17 protein-coding genes and 1 pseudogene are annotated in these 14,968 nt (G+C 55.0%); 7 read left to right on the forward strand and 11 right to left on the reverse strand.

Translation table 11 applies throughout. The annotated features are described in order from the left end of the window. Positions 1 to 363: pseudogene (locus DD606_RS21030) on the reverse strand (cell division protein ZipA); the annotation flags it as partial. A gap of 229 nt (positions 364 to 592) precedes the next feature. Between DD606_RS21030 and cysZ the strand changes: the two are divergent. From cysZ to crr, 5 genes are all read left to right on the forward strand, one after another. Continuing rightward, entirely contained in the window at positions 593 to 1,354 is a 762-nt protein-coding gene (gene cysZ, locus DD606_RS21040) for a sulfate transporter CysZ (RefSeq protein ID WP_022651555.1), read from the forward strand. A 163-nt stretch (positions 1,355 to 1,517) separates the two neighbouring features. Continuing rightward, positions 1,518 to 2,489, forward strand: a complete 972-nt coding sequence (gene cysK, locus DD606_RS21045) for a cysteine synthase A (protein ID WP_006811453.1) — start codon at positions 1,518 to 1,520, stop codon at positions 2,487 to 2,489. 317 nt (positions 2,490 to 2,806) lie between these two features. Next, positions 2,807 to 3,064: a phosphocarrier protein Hpr gene (gene ptsH / locus DD606_RS21060; RefSeq protein ID WP_000487600.1), complete on the forward strand. Its 258-nt coding sequence runs from the start codon at positions 2,807 to 2,809 to the stop codon at positions 3,062 to 3,064. 45 nt (positions 3,065 to 3,109) lie between these two features. Next, positions 3,110 to 4,837 (forward strand): phosphoenolpyruvate-protein phosphotransferase PtsI, encoded by a 1,728-nt coding sequence (gene ptsI, locus DD606_RS21065; protein ID WP_006811455.1) that lies wholly within the window; start codon positions 3,110 to 3,112, stop codon positions 4,835 to 4,837. A gap of 40 nt (positions 4,838 to 4,877) precedes the next feature. Beyond that, on the forward strand, positions 4,878 to 5,387 hold the full coding sequence (crr, locus tag DD606_RS21070; RefSeq protein ID WP_003861316.1) for a PTS glucose transporter subunit IIA: 510 nt from the start codon (positions 4,878 to 4,880) through the stop codon (positions 5,385 to 5,387). Positions 5,388 to 5,431: 44 nt separating this feature from the next. Here the strand turns inward: crr and pdxK are convergent, their stop codons facing one another. The 10 genes from pdxK to DD606_RS21120 form a co-directional block, all read right to left on the reverse strand. Beyond that, positions 5,432 to 6,268 (reverse strand): pyridoxine/pyridoxal/pyridoxamine kinase, encoded by an 837-nt coding sequence (pdxK, locus tag DD606_RS21075; protein WP_023325017.1) that lies wholly within the window; start codon positions 6,266 to 6,268, stop codon positions 5,432 to 5,434. A gap of 5 nt (positions 6,269 to 6,273) precedes the next feature. Continuing rightward, on the reverse strand, positions 6,274 to 7,185 hold the full coding sequence (gene cysM, locus DD606_RS21080; RefSeq protein ID WP_023314615.1) for a cysteine synthase CysM: 912 nt from the start codon (positions 7,183 to 7,185) through the stop codon (positions 6,274 to 6,276). 67 nt (positions 7,186 to 7,252) lie between these two features. Continuing rightward, positions 7,253 to 8,347 carry a sulfate/thiosulfate ABC transporter ATP-binding protein CysA gene (cysA, locus tag DD606_RS21085; protein ID WP_017383477.1) on the reverse strand — a complete coding sequence of 365 codons (1,095 nt, stop codon included), beginning with the start codon at positions 8,345 to 8,347 and terminating at the stop codon, positions 7,253 to 7,255. Next, the gene (gene cysW, locus DD606_RS21090; protein ID WP_003861305.1) at positions 8,337 to 9,212 is read right to left on the reverse strand and encodes a sulfate/thiosulfate ABC transporter permease CysW; all 876 of its coding nucleotides are present in this window, start codon (positions 9,210 to 9,212) and stop codon (positions 8,337 to 8,339) included. Before cysW ends, cysA begins: the two co-directional genes overlap by 11 nt. Further along, positions 9,212 to 10,045, reverse strand: coding sequence for a sulfate/thiosulfate ABC transporter permease CysT (gene cysT, locus DD606_RS21095; RefSeq protein ID WP_003861303.1), 834 nt, complete (start codon positions 10,043 to 10,045; stop codon positions 9,212 to 9,214). Before cysT ends, cysW begins: the two co-directional genes overlap by 1 nt. Beyond that, complete coding sequence (locus tag DD606_RS21100; protein WP_015572222.1) at positions 10,045 to 11,058, reverse strand: sulfate ABC transporter substrate-binding protein; 1,014 nt, start codon at positions 11,056 to 11,058, stop codon at positions 10,045 to 10,047. The genes cysT and DD606_RS21100 overlap by 1 nt, the downstream gene beginning before the upstream one ends. 175 nt (positions 11,059 to 11,233) lie before the next feature. Further along, the gene (locus DD606_RS21105) at positions 11,234 to 12,133 is read right to left on the reverse strand and encodes a Dyp-type peroxidase (RefSeq protein WP_003861297.1); all 900 of its coding nucleotides are present in this window, start codon (positions 12,131 to 12,133) and stop codon (positions 11,234 to 11,236) included. Positions 12,134 to 12,225: 92 nt separating this feature from the next. After that, positions 12,226 to 12,801: an RpoE-regulated lipoprotein gene (locus DD606_RS21110; RefSeq protein WP_129259071.1), complete on the reverse strand. Its 576-nt coding sequence runs from the start codon at positions 12,799 to 12,801 to the stop codon at positions 12,226 to 12,228. 63 nt (positions 12,802 to 12,864) lie between these two features. Continuing rightward, entirely contained in the window at positions 12,865 to 13,314 is a 450-nt protein-coding gene (locus tag DD606_RS21115) for a DUF2919 domain-containing protein (RefSeq protein WP_003861294.1), read from the reverse strand. Next, complete coding sequence (locus DD606_RS21120) at positions 13,301 to 13,726, reverse strand: GNAT family acetyltransferase (RefSeq protein WP_003861292.1); 426 nt, start codon at positions 13,724 to 13,726, stop codon at positions 13,301 to 13,303. The genes DD606_RS21115 and DD606_RS21120 overlap by 14 nt, the downstream gene beginning before the upstream one ends. Before the next feature lie 212 nt (positions 13,727 to 13,938). Here DD606_RS21120 and amiA point away from each other — a divergent pair, with 212 nt between their 5' ends. Continuing rightward, positions 13,939 to 14,814 (forward strand): N-acetylmuramoyl-L-alanine amidase AmiA, encoded by an 876-nt coding sequence (amiA, locus tag DD606_RS21125; protein WP_023325022.1) that lies wholly within the window; start codon positions 13,939 to 13,941, stop codon positions 14,812 to 14,814. Continuing rightward, on the forward strand, positions 14,814 to 14,968 hold a 155-nt coding region (locus DD606_RS21130), incomplete at its 3' end, for a coproporphyrinogen III oxidase (protein ID WP_129259073.1). The genes amiA and DD606_RS21130, both read left to right, overlap by 1 nt.

Here is a 14,968-nt window from a genome sequence, read left to right on the forward strand (position 1 = left end):
CTGGTGCGGCGGATGACGAACAGGTTCTTCCACTGGCGGCGGCGCTGGCTGGCGCGGCTGGGCAGAGGCATACGGTGGTTGATACTGGTGCTGCGGAGCGCGGGGGGCTTCATGCTCTCCATGCGCTGCGCCGGGCGCAGTATTGACCCGATGAACACGAACTTCACCCACGCCGTCGTCGTCAAGACCGTCGATGTCGTCTTCAACGTCATCGTCGTCACGACTGGACTTCATGCGCTTCAGTGGACGATCGCGAAACATAGAGGAACGCTCTTTACGGCTGGTCCAGAAACCATGTACCAGTAAAGCGATTATGGCGATCGCGCCAACAATGATTAATATCAGACGCAAATCCTGCATCATTATATTCTCTGTTGTTCTAACACCTTGCCACCACGGCAAACATTTACTCACTAAGAGTATTTGCCGTTTACGTCAAGTGCAAGTGTATGCAGAGCATTCACAGCATAAAGATGAACTAAATCGTGCTTTTTGCTGGTTTTTCGAACATTTCCGAACTGGTCATTGGCCCGTAACTGGATAATATAGGCTGGCAATTCCACTGGTTGTGTAAAAAGGAGTACAGCCTGGTATGGTTTCAACATCTTCTTCTGCCCCACGCAGCGGGGTCTGGTACTTTTCTCAGGGCTGGAAACTGGTCTCCCTGCCGGGCATTCGACGCTTCGTTATTTTGCCGTTACTGATCAACATTATTCTGATGGGCGGGGCCTTCTGGTGGCTGTTCACCAGACTGGAAAGGTGGATCCCTTCCCTGATGAGCTATGTGCCGGACTGGTTACAGTGGCTAGACTACCTGCTCTGGCCGATTGCGGTTATCTCCGTGCTGCTGGTTTTCGGCTATTTCTTTTCGACGATAGCAAACTGGATAGCCGCGCCGTTCAACGGTCTGCTGGCCGAACAGCTTGAAGCGCGCCTGACCGGTGCGACGCCACCTGACACGGGCGTATTGGGGCTCGTGAAAGATCTCCCCCGCATAATGAAGCGTGAATGGCAGAAATTCGCCTGGTACCTGCCGCGGGCGATTGTGCTGCTTATCCTTTATTTTGTACCCGGGATTGGCCAGACGGTCGCGCCCGTGCTGTGGTTCCTGTTCAGCGCCTGGATGCTCGCTATCCAGTACTGTGATTATCCGTTCGATAACCACAAAGTGCCGTTTAAAGAGATGCGCACTGCCCTGCGCACTCAGAAGGTTGCCAATATGCAGTTTGGCGCGCTGACCAGCCTGTTCACCATGATCCCTTTCCTGAATTTGTTCATCATGCCCGTTGCCGTATGCGGCGCGACGGCGATGTGGGTGGACTGCTACCGCGCTAAGCACGCGTTATGGAAGTAATGCAAAAATGTGTAAAAGAGGGGTGGCTTATGCCGCCCCTTATTCCATACTGATCCCCATTATTTCCTTGCAGCATATAGATATGCGATTTCCTTACTTCCCCATACCTGTTCAACAGGTATGCTGGGTCGGTATCCCAATTTCATACAGTTAAGGACAGGCCATGAGTAAGATTTATGAAGACAACTCGCTGACTATCGGTCATACGCCCCTGGTTCGACTGAACCGTATCGGTAATGGACGCATTCTGGCGAAGGTCGAATCTCGTAACCCAAGCTTCAGCGTTAAATGCCGTATCGGTGCGAATATGATTTGGGATGCTGAAAAGCGTGGCGTGCTGAAACCTGGCGTTGAGCTGGTTGAACCCACCAGCGGCAATACGGGTATCGCTCTGGCCTATGTTGCGGCGGCGCGTGGCTATAAGCTGACGCTGACTATGCCTGAAACCATGAGCATTGAGCGTCGTAAGCTGCTGAAAGCGCTGGGTGCGAACCTGGTCCTGACCGAAGGCGCGAAAGGCATGAAGGGCGCGATTCAGAAGGCCGAAGAAATCGTCGCCAGCGATCCGGCAAAGTATCTGCTGCTCCAGCAGTTCAGCAACCCGGCCAACCCGGAAATTCATGAGAAAACCACCGGTCCGGAAATCTGGGAAGATACCGACGGTCAGGTTGATGTGTTTATCTCCGGCGTAGGCACCGGCGGTACGCTGACCGGGGTGTCTCGCTATATTAAAGGCACGAAAGGTAAAAAAGATCTGATTACCGTTGCCGTTGAGCCAACCGACTCGCCGGTTATCGCTCAGGCGCTGGCAGGCGAAGAGATCAAACCAGGTCCGCACAAAATCCAGGGTATCGGGGCTGGCTTTATTCCAGGCAACCTCGATCTGAAGCTGATCGATAAAGTGGTCGCCATCACCAATGAAGAAGCCATCTCTACGGCGCGTCGCCTGATGGACGAGGAAGGCATTCTGGCGGGTATCTCTTCCGGTGCGGCGGTTGCGGCAGCGCTCAAACTGCTGGAAGACGAAACCTTTACCAATAAGAACATTGTGGTTATCCTACCGTCTTCGGGTGAGCGTTACTTAAGCACAGCACTGTTTGCCGATCTCTTCACAGAGAAAGAACTGCAACAGTGATGCCAGCATGTTAAAAACGCGTAAAAAAGCACCTTTTCAGGTGCTTTTTTGTGGCCTGCTTCAAAGTTTTACCCCTCCTGGCATTGCTTCACCCCGTTGGGTCTGGTATTTAAACCAGCAATTATTTTGATGCGCGAAATTAATCGGTGAACGAAATAGCGCTGCTGAATCGATTTTATGATTTGGTTCAAGTCTTGCTTTCACTGCATAATGTTTAATGACGATTGAAACGTCAGCGCTAACTATACAGGCTAAAGTTAAGTCGCCAGGCTAGACTTTAGTTCCACAACACTAAACCTATAAGTTGGGGAAATACAATGTTCCAGCAAGAAGTTACCATTACCGCTCCGAACGGTCTGCACACCCGCCCTGCTGCTCAGTTTGTTAAAGAAGCGAAAGGCTTCACTTCTGAAATCACTGTGACTTCCAACGGCAAAAGCGCTAGCGCAAAAAGCCTGTTCAAGCTGCAAACTCTGGGCCTGACTCAGGGTACCGTTGTTACCATCTCCGCTGAAGGTGAAGACGAGCAGAAAGCAGTTGAGCATCTGGTTAAGCTGATGGCTGAACTCGAGTAAGTTTACCGGGTTCTTTTCAATATCAGTCACAAGTAAGGTAGGGTTATGATTTCAGGCATTTTAGCATCCCCGGGTATCGCTTTCGGCAAAGCATTGCTGCTGAAAGAAGACGAAATCGTCATTGACCGGAAAAAAATTTCTGCCGACAAGGTTGATCAGGAAGTTGAACGTTTTCTGAGCGGTCGTGCCAAGGCATCTGCGCAACTGGAAGCGATTAAAACTAAAGCTGGCGAAACTTTCGGTGAAGAAAAAGAAGCCATCTTCGAAGGGCACATTATGCTGCTCGAAGATGAGGAGCTGGAGCAGGAAATCATAGCCCTGATTAAAGATAAAGGCATGACGGCCGACGCGGCTGCGCATGAAGTTATCGAAGGTCAGGCATCTGCCCTGGAAGAGCTGGACGATGAATACCTGAAAGAGCGTGCGGCTGACGTACGTGACATCGGTAAGCGCCTGCTGCGCAACATCCTGGGTCTGGCCATCATCGATCTGAGCGCGATTCAGGACGAAGTGATCCTGGTTGCCGCTGACCTGACCCCGTCTGAAACCGCACAGCTGAACCTGAACAAGGTGCTGGGTTTCATTACTGATGCAGGTGGACGTACCTCCCACACCTCTATCATGGCGCGTTCTCTGGAGCTGCCAGCCATTGTGGGTACCGGTAGCGTTACCTCTCAGGTTAAAAACGACGACTATCTGATTCTGGATGCCGTAAACAATGTGGTTTACGTCAACCCAACTAACGATGTGATCGAGCAGCTGCGTTCCGTTCAGGAGCAGGTTGCTACCGAGAAAGCGGAACTCGCTAAACTGAAAGATCTGCCAGCCATCACGCTGGACGGCCATCAGGTTGAAGTGTGCGCTAACATCGGTACCGTACGTGACGTTGACGGCGCTGAGCGCAACGGCGCGGAAGGTGTGGGTCTGTATCGTACTGAATTCCTGTTCATGGATCGCGACGCTCTGCCAACGGAAGAAGAGCAGTTTGCAGCGTACAAAGCGGTTGCGGAAGCGTGCGGCTCGCAGGCGGTTATCGTCCGTACCATGGACATCGGTGGCGACAAAGAGCTGCCGTACATGAACTTCCCGAAAGAAGAGAACCCGTTCTTGGGCTGGCGTGCCGTGCGTATCGCCATGGATCGCAAAGAGATCCTGCGTGACCAGGTTCGCGCTATTCTGCGTGCCTCCGCTTTCGGTAAACTGCGCATCATGTTCCCGATGATCATCTCTGTTGAAGAAGTGCGTGCACTGAAGAAAGAGATCGAAATCTACAAACAGGAACTGCGCGACGAAGGTAAAGCATTTGACGAATCCATTGAGATCGGCGTGATGGTGGAAACACCGGCAGCCGCGACCATTGCGCGTCATTTAGCCAAAGAAGTTGATTTCTTTAGTATCGGTACCAATGATTTAACGCAGTACACCCTGGCAGTTGACCGTGGTAATGATATGATTTCACATCTCTACCAGCCAATGTCACCGTCCGTACTGAATTTGATCAAGCAAGTTATTGATGCTTCTCATGCAGAAGGTAAATGGACTGGCATGTGTGGTGAGCTTGCAGGCGACGAACGTGCTACACTTCTGTTGCTGGGTATGGGTCTGGACGAATTCTCTATGAGCGCCATTTCCATCCCGCGCATTAAGAAGATTATCCGTAACACGAACTTCGAAGATGCGAAGGTGTTAGCAGAGCAGGCTCTTGCTCAACCGACAACGGACGAGTTAATGACGCTGGTTAACAAGTTCATTGAAGAAAAAACAATCTGCTAATCCACGAGATGCGGCCCAATTTACTGCTTAGGAGAAGATCATGGGTTTGTTCGATAAACTGAAATCTCTGGTTTCTGATGACAAGAAAGACTCCGGAACTATTGAGATTGTTGCTCCGCTCTCCGGCGAGATCGTCAACATCGAAGACGTGCCGGATGTAGTGTTTGCTGAGAAAATCGTTGGTGATGGCATTGCTATCAAACCAACTGGCAACAAAATGGTTGCTCCAGTTGACGGCACCATCGGTAAAATTTTTGAAACCAACCATGCGTTCTCTATCGAATCCGATAGCGGTATCGAACTGTTCGTTCACTTCGGTATCGACACCGTTGAACTGAAAGGCGAAGGCTTCAAACGTATCGCGGAAGAAGGCCAGCGTGTTAAAGTTGGCGACCCGGTAATTGAATTCGATCTGCCACTGCTGGAAGAAAAAGCCAAGTCTACCCTGACTCCGGTTGTTATCTCCAACATGGACGAAATCAAAGAACTGATCAAACTGTCTGGCAGCGTTACCGTGGGTGAAACCCCGGTTATCCGCATCAAGAAGTAATTCTTGCCGCACGGTAAAATGGCGCCTTCGGGCGCCATTTTTGTTTATGCAGGCAGGATAAGCTCGTCATAGCCTTTCGACTGCGTATAGATCATCACGTCAGTCACCCTGTCGCCCGCCATGCGAATGGCGTCGGCCACGGTTTTACCCCCGACGATACCGCTCACCAGCTCCGAACAGAACAGATCCCCCGTCCCTTTCAGATCCGTCTCTACGCGCGGGTGCGCGCTAACGGTAACACCTTCTTCGCTCACCAGCACGACGTGGATATTCTGCGGATCGTCAGCCACTGGCGCACTAGTGATAGCCACCCATTTCAGCGAGTTGGACAGCAGCCCCTGCGCGGCGGCAATGGCGCTCTCCGGCGTACGGCACGGTTTGCCGCTCAGCACTTCCAGTTCATACACGTTGGGCGTAATGCCCTGGGCCAGCGGGAGCAGATGTTCACGGTAGGCTTCAGGAATATCCGGCTTCACGTACATCCCGCTGTCGATATCCCCGATTACCGGGTCAACCAGCACCAACAGATCGGGATGTTGCACTTTGATCGCCTTCAGCCACTGCGCCAGCAGCACGATCTGGCTGGCACTGCCCATATACCCGGTTGTCACCGCTTTTAACGCGCGTAAAATCTCACGCTCTTCCAGCGCCTTCAGGTAGCCGCTGAACCACTCGTCCGGGATCACCCCGCCGTAGAAGGTGTCGTAGTGTGGCGTATTGCTGAACAGCACCGTCGGCACGGCGGTAACGTTCAGCCGGTGGGTGCGAATATTCGGCACCGCAATGCTGTTTCCCACGCTGCCGTACACCACCTGCGACTGTACGGCGACAATATCGGTTTGCTGCGCCCGGGTGTTATCCCGGAATAAAATCATCTCCATGACGCTTAAATCCCCGCCCCCTGCGAATAACTCTCTTCACCAAAGACGCCGGTAGACAGGTAACGGTCGCCGCGATCGCAAATAATCGCTACGACCACCGCTCCCGGCGTGGACTCAGCCACCCGGATCGCGCCCGCTACGGCACCGCCAGAGCTGACGCCGCAGAAGATGCCTTCACGTACGGCCAGCTCACGCATGGTATTTTCCGCCTCGCGCTGATGAATATCCAGCACCTGGTCCACAAGCTGCGCATTAAAGATGCCCGGCATATACTCCGCCGGCCAGCGGCGGATGCCCGGAATACTGCTCCCCTCTTCCGGTTGCAGGCCGACAATCGTCACTGGCTTATCCTGTTCACGCAGAAAGCGTGACACACCGGTGATCGTGCCCGTGGTCCCCATGCTGGAGACAAAGTGGGTGATGCGCCCGTCGGTTTGCTGCCAGATTTCCGGGCCGGTGGTGGTGTAGTGCGCGTACGGGTTGTCCGGGTTGTTGAACTGGTCGAGCAGCTTGCCTTCCCCGCGCTCCGCCATCGCTAACGCTAAATCTCGCGCCCCTTCCATCCCCTGCTCTTTGCTCACCAGAATCAGCTCGGCCCCGTAGGCACGCATGGCGGCACGGCGCTCCTGGCTCATGTTATCCGGCATCAGCAGCTTCATACGATAGCCTTTCAGGGCGGCTATCATCGCCAGTGCGATACCGGTGTTACCACTGGTGGCTTCGATCAGCACATCGCCGGGCTTTATCTCGCCGCGCTTTTCGGCCTGAACAATCATCGACAGCGCCGCCCGGTCTTTCACCGACCCCGCCGGGTTATTGCCTTCAAGTTTGACCCAGATTTCGCTGCCGTTGTCACACCCCATGCGCTGAAGTTTGACCAGAGGGGTGTTGCCGATGGTGTGTTCGAGTGTATTCACGATTTTTACTCAATAAAAAGCCCGGTAAGCATCACGCCACCGGGCGAAAAACATACTCAATAACCTATCAGGCTGACTCCGCCAGAGCAATATCCTCGCGCGTCTCGATGCGCTCGTTGCCGTGATAAATGCGTGCGTGTTGCAGCCCCACAAACAGGCGCTCCCCCCGGTGTGGAGGCACGTCGTCACGCATAACCACGGTCAGCGGCTCGGTGTACCAGCCCAGGGGCTGTACCACCAATTGGGTGTAGTGGCCTTTAGGGCTAGCTTCCAGCACCTGCACCGGAAGCGGTGAATCCAGGCTGGTACGGCGGCTGACGTCCACTTCCCACGGACGCAGGAACAGATCCACCGGCCCCTGATGCGCGGAGGTATACCCCAGCGGCCAGCGGTGCGCGCCAACGTGGAACTGACCGCCGCGAATGGTGCCCTGAAGGCGGTTTACTTCTCCCATAAACTCCAGCACAAAGCGGGTCGCCGGTTCACGCCAGAGCTGCTCTGGCTCGTCAACCTGCTCAATGTTGCCCTGACTCATTACCACCACGCGGTCGGCCACTTCCATCGCCTCTTCCTGATCGTGGGTCACGAAAACGCTAGTGAACTGGAGTTCCTCATGCAGCTGACGCAGCCAACGGCGCAGCTCTTTACGCACCTGCGCATCCAGCGCGCCAAACGGTTCGTCCAGTAGCAGGATTTGCGGTTCAACGGCTAACGCACGCGCCAGCGCCACGCGCTGCTTCTGCCCGCCGGAAAGCTGAGCCGGGAAGCGGTCCGCCAGATGTGCAAGCTGCACCATCTCCAGCAGTTTGGTCACTTTCGCTTTGATGGCGGCGGCATCTGGACGTTCACGACGCGGCAGCACGGTCAGGCCAAACGCAATGTTGTCGAATACCGTCATGTGGCGGAACAGCGCGTAATGCTGGAATACAAAGCCCACTTTACGGTCGCGGGCATGCAGGCGGCTCACGTCCGTACCGTGGAAGCGGATATGTCCGCTGGTCTGGTGCTCAAGCCCGGCGATAATACGCAGCAGCGTGGTTTTACCGGAGCCAGACGGCCCCAGCAGCGCCACCATTTGTCCGGAAGGGATATCCAGCGAGATATCATTCAGCACCTGGGTGCGACCAAAAGACTTCTTAATATTGGCAATCTCAATGCTCATGATTTCCCTCCTGATGCTGACGTTTTTCCTGATTCTCTAAACGCCACTGCACCACACTCTTCAAAAACAGGGTCAAAATGGCCATCAGCGTCAGCAACGCTGCGGCAGTAAAGGAACCGACAGTGTTGTAGTCCTGTTCCAGTAATTCAATCTGTAACGGCAGCGACAGGGTTTCGCCGCGAATCGAGCCGGATACTACCGACACCGCGCCAAACTCACCGATCGCACGGGCGTTGGTCAGCACCACGCCGTAAAGCAGTGCCCAGCGGATATTCGGCAGCGTGACGCGGCGGAACATCTGCCAGCCGGAAGCGCCGAGCAGCACCGCGGCTTCATCTTCATGGCTGCCCTGGCTGAGCATCACTGGCACCAGCTCGCGCACCACGAACGGACAGGTGACAAAGACGGTCACCAGCACCATCCCCGGCCAGGCGAACATGATTTGCAGGTCGTGTTCATCCAGCCAGCCGCCCAGCGGGCCATTGGAGCCGTAGAAGAGCAGATAAACCAGACCCGCCACCACAGGAGACACCGCAAACGGGATATCCAGCAGGGTCAGCAGCAGCTGACGCCCCGGGAAGTTAAAGCGCGTTACCAGCCAGGCCAGCAATACGCCAAACACCAGATTCACCGGGACAGTGATCAGGGCAATCATCACCGTCAGCCAGATGGCGTGGAGCATGTCCGGATCGGCCAGATTTTGCAGCGCGGGCATAATCCCTTTGCTGAAGGCCTGTACGAAGATGTACACCATCGGCACGACGAGAATGAATGCGGAGACCAGCACGCCGGTACCAATCAGAAACCATTTGCCCCAGTTGATGCGGGGCGCGTCATAGCGCTTCAATTGCGTAACTTCCGCCATCAGTGACCTACCACACGTCGACCAAAGCGACTTTGCAGAGTGTTAATCGAAAACAGTAGCAGCAGCGACGCGGCAAGGATCACCGAGGCAATCGCGCTCGCGGCCGGATAATCAAACTCCTGCAAACGGACAAAAATCATCAGCGAGGTCACTTCGGTTTTCCACGCGATGTTCCCGGCGATAAAAATGACCGCGCCAAATTCACCGAGGCTGCGGGTAAAGGAGAGCGCCACCCCCGCCAGCAAGGCCGGAGAAAGTTCCGGCAGAACAACCTTACGGAAACTCTGCCAGCGCGTGGCGCCCAGGGTTTCCGCGGCCTCTTCGTATTCGGGTCCTAACTCTTCCAGCACCGGCTGCACGGTACGCACCACAAACGGGATGCTGGTAAAGGCCATCGCCACCGCGATACCGAGCCAGGTATAGGTCACTTTGATATCAAACTTCGCCAGCCACTCACCGTAAAAGCCGTTCACGGAAAACAGCGACGCCAGCGTCAAACCGGCCACTGCCGTCGGCAGGGCAAAGGGCAGATCCATCAACGCGTCGAGGAGCGTGCGGCCCGGGAAGCGATAGCGGGTTAAGATCCACGCCATCAGCAGGCCAAACACGCCGTTAAAAATCGAGGCCACGAACGCAGACAGCAGCGTGACCTTATAGGCCGCCACCACCTGAGGGTTGGTGACCACTTCCCAGTACTGGGACCAGCTCATCTCAGCGAGCTGCATCACCAGAGCGCTGAGCGGTAACAATAAAATCAGACAGACGAACAGCAGGCTGGTCCCGAGGCTTAAGGTAAAACCCGGCAGCACACGTCTTGTTGATCCTGCAAACATTACTTACGCCCCGCCGCCAGCAATTTGTCTAACTCACCGCCGCTGGCAAAATGCGTTTTCATCACCTCAGGCCAGGCACCAAAATGGTCTTCCACGCGGAACAGCTCGGTCTGCGGGAATTTGTCTTTCAGCTTGTTCATCACGTCCGGATTATTAACGCGGTAGTAATAGTCAGTAATCACCGTCTGCGCCTGCGGGCTGTATAGATAGTTGAGATAGGCTTTTGCCGCTTTCTCAGTGCCGTTGGCTTTGACGTTTTTATCCACCCACGCCACCGGGAACTCGGCCAGAATGTTGGTTTTCGGGATAACCACTTCGAAGCCCTGCGCTTCGTACTGTTTACGAATATTGTTCACTTCGGATTCAAAGCTGATCAGCACGTCGCCCAGCCCGCGCTCGGCAAAAGTGGTGGTTGCGCCCCGGCCGCCGGTATCAAACACCTCGACGTTTTTCAGGAACTGGGTCATAAACTGTTCGGTTTTCGCTTTATCGTTACCGTCAGCTTTGTCCGCCGCGCCCCACGCCGCCAGATAGGTATAACGCGCGTTGCCGGAAGTTTTCGGATTCGGGAAAATCAGCTTGACGTCAGAACGCACCAGGTCGTTCCAGTCGTGTATGTTTTTCGGGTTGCCCTTGCGCACCAGGAAGCCCATGGTGGAGTAGAACGGCGAACTGTTGTTCGGCAGGCGGCTTTGCCAGTCCGCCGGGATCAGCTTGCCTTTGTCGTGCAGGATCTGCACATCCGTGACCTGGTTGTAGGTCACCACATCGGCTTTCAGCCCCTGCAAAATGGCCAGCGCCTGCTTGGATGAGCCAGCGTGCGACTGTTTGATGGTCAGCTTGTCGCCGTTGTTCTCTTTCGCCCACTGCTGTTCAAATGCGGGATTAAGGGCGGCAAACAGCTCGCGCGAAACATCATAAGAACTGTTCAGCAACTCGGTTGCCTGCGCCTGCGCCACCAGCAGTAAACCTGCCAGTGCCAGCGATCCTTTTTTCAGTACAGTAACGGCCATTGCGCACCCTTATAAATGTGATGACTATCTTATAGTCATAATATTTATAACGGAGTCTAAAGGAGTAACGGTTTTATATACCGTTTGGTGATTTAGAAGCAGAAAAGGGAATAAGGGTGCGAGAGAAATTGCCGGGTGGCGCTAACGCTTACCCGGCCTACGAATGGAGAGCGATTTACAGCGCCAGCAGGCGCTCAACGGACGGCGCAAAGTAGTAGCCGCCAGTCACCGGACGGGTGAAGCGCAGCATGGCGTCACGCTTGCCGTCGGTATCGCCAAACATGCTCAGCAGCTGCTGTTCAATGTTGTAGAGGCGCGCGCAGTAAGCGCAGAAGTAAAGGCCGTGCGTACCGCTCGCGGTGCCGTACGGCAGGCTCTGGCGAACAATCTTCAGCCCCTTACCGTCTTCTTTAAGGTCAACGCGGGACAGGTGGGACGTGACCGGACGCGCATCGCCGTCAATCTCTTCATTGGCATCTTTGGTACGGCCAATCATCATCTCCTGGTCATGCACGCTCATGCGGTTGAGCTGCCTGAGGTTATGCTCCCAGCGCTGGACGAACACGTAGCTGCCGCCCGCGTCAACGCCATCCTTGATTACAGCCACCTCGCGGCGCGTCTCTTCCCCGGCCGGGTTTTCGGTGCCGTCGACGAAGCCGCTCAAATCGCGCTCTTCCACCCAGCGGAAACCGTGGATCTCTTCCTGCACGTCGATGCTGTCACCAAAGGCCTCAATCGCTGCCTGAGCGATGGAGAAGTTCACGTCGTGGCGCAGGGAGAGGATATGGATCAGGACGTCATACTGGGTGGCAGGCGCAAGACCTTTGCCATAAGGAATAAAATCTTTCAGCTCTTCTGCGCCTTCGCCGCCGCTCAGCTGACGCCAGACGGTATTGCCAAAGGCAACCACCGCGCCCAGATGGGCTTCGGGGAATTTGGCCTGGAAGGTGGCCAGTTTATCAACGAAAACTTTGCTGGCCGCGCGCAGGGCATCCACATCCCCTTTGACGTTGGCTTCAATCCAAATCGCCGCGCGGCAATGTTCTGGCAAAATGCCACTCTGAACCTGAGACATCGCTCCTCCTGAAAAAAAGATGCCACGACTGCGTGGCATTGATGGCGGCTATTATACCTGGATTTCAGCGAGGCGGCTTGCTCAGGCGCAAATTACTGCTTCCAGATAATTTTGCTCACTTTCCACTTTTTCAGGGTGTCGTCAGACGGCATTAACCCTTCCGGACCGTTCCAGGTGCCGCTGAATACATAGCTAATGTGCTGGCTGCCGTCGGCCTTACACTCGACCGCCACGCTCTCCTCCGACGGCACACTGGTGCAGTGGCCAAACGCTTTCTGGTAGAGCTCGCCAAACGGCGTACCTACCTTCACGCCACCTGAGGTCGGGATCTCTTCATCCATCACCGCAATGCGGTTGACCGTACCTTTATCGCCGTTGATGACCATCGCCACATTGTCGTCTTTCAACGCTTCGAAATAGCGCACGATGTTGCCGTTCTCGGTTTTCATGCCGCTGCGCAGGCGATAATCACTGCCGATGGCATCCTGAATGGCATCCTGATCCAGCGCCGTCGAGGCGGTAATTTTGCCCACGCCCTGCTCGGTCACTTCCGTTGAGGATCCAAACCAGTTCCACGGATAGGCCGCAGACCAGTTGATGGATGAGAGCGTGGAACAGCCGGTTAACGCCAGCGGGAGAGCGCATAAAAGTAAACGCAGCGATTTCATTGAGACGTCCTTACGTAGTAAATCAACGCTTGTTGGAGTGCAGTATCGGCAAAAAGTGCCGTTTTAATCTGACTCTTGCGTAAAACAGGCGCGTAAACGGGGATTCGTGACCAGCCACAGCAGCGCGACAATATCCGCCACCACCAGCGCAATCCCGATACCCGAAAGCGGCTCGCCGTACAGCCAGAGCACGGGCTGCCAGACCAGGAGCACAACCTGCGCCAGAATCAATAGCCAGCGAAGTGCGCGCCAGAAGCGCGGGAGGAACTGCCGCCGTCCGCTGCACAGGAACGCCAGCACCGCCGGTACACCGGGCAGTAACCCCAGCCAGAACGCATCGTGATCGGGATAAAAGAGATTCAGTAGCGTATCGCCCTGCCCGCGCGACGCGCCAGCCATCACGAACAGCACCCAGGTGCGGGCCTGCAACAGCAGAACGCACCAGAACAAAAAAGGCAGACGCAGACGACCGTGAACATCATAGTCGCCAGGGTGGAACTCAGTACTCTTCATCTTCGATCAGGCGCTTACCCAGCGTCAGTACATCCGCATGCTCGTAGCCCAGGCGTTCATACATGCCCAGCACCACGTCGTTATCTTCCCGCACCATGATCTGGATTTTCGGACAGCCGCGGGCGATCAGCTTCTTTTCCAGACGGTTAAGCAGCGCGTTGGCGATGCCGCGCGCGCGGTATTCCGGGTGCACGCCCAGATAGTAGGCCGAGCCGCGGTGGCCGTCGTACCCGCCCATCACTGTCCCGACTACTTCGCCGTTGACCTCAGCGACCAGAAACAGACTGACGTCGTGATTCACCTTCCGTTCGATGTCCATCTCCGGATCGTTCCATGGACGCAGCAGATCGCAGCGCTCCCAAAGGGTGATCACCTCTTCGAAATCTTCCTGGCGAAAAACGCGTATCTCCATGGTATTAACCGCCTTTTCGGGTTTAAAAACAGTGATTATGGCGTGAACAGGGCATTTAGCCAATAACCGGGGAAAAACTCGCCAAAATTTGGCATAATGTCACTTTGTCACGTATTGAAATGAAAAGTAAAACAATTCTCAATAAGGAATGTCGTCACGCAAAACGCGATACGATATAACACCAGGACCCCAATTTTTACAATTCAGGCCGCATGAGCACATTCAAACCATTAAAAGCACTCACATCGCGTCGTCAGGTTCTCAAAGCGGGGCTGGCGGCCTTAACGTTAACGGGCATCGCAAAGCAGGCTCAGGCAAAAGACGAGAGCACGCTTAAAACCAGTAACGGACACAGCAAACCGAAAACCAAAAAAGCCGGCGCAAAGCGTCTGGTCATGCTCGATCCAGGCCACGGCGGGATCGACACCGGCGCCATTGGCCGAAACGGTTCGAAAGAAAAACACGTCGTGCTGGCAATTGCAAAAAATGTGCGCGCAATTTTACGCAGCAACGGTATTGACGCCCGCCTAACGCGCACGGGCGACACGTTTATCCCACTGTACGATCGCGTGGAGATTGCCCACAAGCACGGCGCAGACCTGTTTATGTCCATTCACGCGGATGGCTTCACAAACCCTTCCGCCGCAGGCGCCTCGGTGTTCGCTCTCTCCAACCGTGGCGCCAGTAGCGCCATGGCGAAATACCTCTCCGATCGTGAAAACCGGGCGGATGAAGTGGCCGGGAAAAAAGCTACCGACAAAGACCATCTGTTACAGCAGGTTCTGTTTGATCTCGTGCAGACCGATACCATCAAAAACAGCCTGACGCTCGGCTCGCATATCCTTAAACGGATTAAGCCCGTGCACCGTCTGCACAGCAAAAGCACCGAGCAGGCCGCGTTTGTGGTGCTGAAGTCCCCGTCCATACCGTCCGTGCTGGTGGAAACCTCGTTCATTACCAACCCGGAAGAAGAGCGTTTACTCGGCACCACGGCGTTTCGTCAGAAGATCGCGAACGCCATCGCCTCCGGGGTCATCAGTTATTTCAACTGGTTCGATAATCAAAAAGCGCACTCCAGGAAACGTTGATGAAACCGAATGCACAGCTGGTCAAAACTTTCCTGATGCAGTTACAGGACGCGATTTGCCAGAAACTTTCCGCCGCAGACGGCGGTGAATTCCAGGAAGACACCTGGCAGCGCGAAGCGGGCGGCGGCGGGCGCAGCCGCGTGCTGCGTAACGG

Origin of the sequence: Enterobacter cloacae complex sp. GF14B, from assembly GCF_004136805.1 — a bacterium.
Lineage (GTDB): Bacteria > Pseudomonadota > Gammaproteobacteria > Enterobacterales > Enterobacteriaceae > Enterobacter > Enterobacter hormaechei_C.

Coding starts and splice junctions, on each gene's coding strand:
- cysZ (WP_022651555.1), top strand. CDS start 593: ATGGTTTCAACATCTTCTTCTGCCCCACGCAGCGGGGTCTGGTACTTT.
- cysK (WP_006811453.1), top strand. CDS start 1,518: ATGAGTAAGATTTATGAAGACAACTCGCTGACTATCGGTCATACGCCC.
- ptsH (WP_000487600.1), top strand. CDS start 2,807: ATGTTCCAGCAAGAAGTTACCATTACCGCTCCGAACGGTCTGCACACC.
- ptsI (WP_006811455.1), top strand. CDS start 3,110: ATGATTTCAGGCATTTTAGCATCCCCGGGTATCGCTTTCGGCAAAGCA.
- crr (WP_003861316.1), top strand. CDS start 4,878: ATGGGTTTGTTCGATAAACTGAAATCTCTGGTTTCTGATGACAAGAAA.
- pdxK (WP_023325017.1), bottom strand. CDS start 6,268: ATGGAGATGATTTTATTCCGGGATAACACCCGGGCGCAGCAAACCGAT.
- cysA (WP_017383477.1), bottom strand. CDS start 8,347: ATGAGCATTGAGATTGCCAATATTAAGAAGTCTTTTGGTCGCACCCAG.
- cysW (WP_003861305.1), bottom strand. CDS start 9,212: ATGGCGGAAGTTACGCAATTGAAGCGCTATGACGCGCCCCGCATCAAC.
- cysT (WP_003861303.1), bottom strand. CDS start 10,045: ATGTTTGCAGGATCAACAAGACGTGTGCTGCCGGGTTTTACCTTAAGC.
- DD606_RS21100 (WP_015572222.1), bottom strand. CDS start 11,058: ATGGCCGTTACTGTACTGAAAAAAGGATCGCTGGCACTGGCAGGTTTA.
- DD606_RS21105 (WP_003861297.1), bottom strand. CDS start 12,133: ATGTCTCAGGTTCAGAGTGGCATTTTGCCAGAACATTGCCGCGCGGCG.
- DD606_RS21110 (WP_129259071.1), bottom strand. CDS start 12,801: ATGAAATCGCTGCGTTTACTTTTATGCGCTCTCCCGCTGGCGTTAACC.
- DD606_RS21115 (WP_003861294.1), bottom strand. CDS start 13,314: ATGAAGAGTACTGAGTTCCACCCTGGCGACTATGATGTTCACGGTCGT.
- DD606_RS21120 (WP_003861292.1), bottom strand. CDS start 13,726: ATGGAGATACGCGTTTTTCGCCAGGAAGATTTCGAAGAGGTGATCACC.
- amiA (WP_023325022.1), top strand. CDS start 13,939: ATGAGCACATTCAAACCATTAAAAGCACTCACATCGCGTCGTCAGGTT.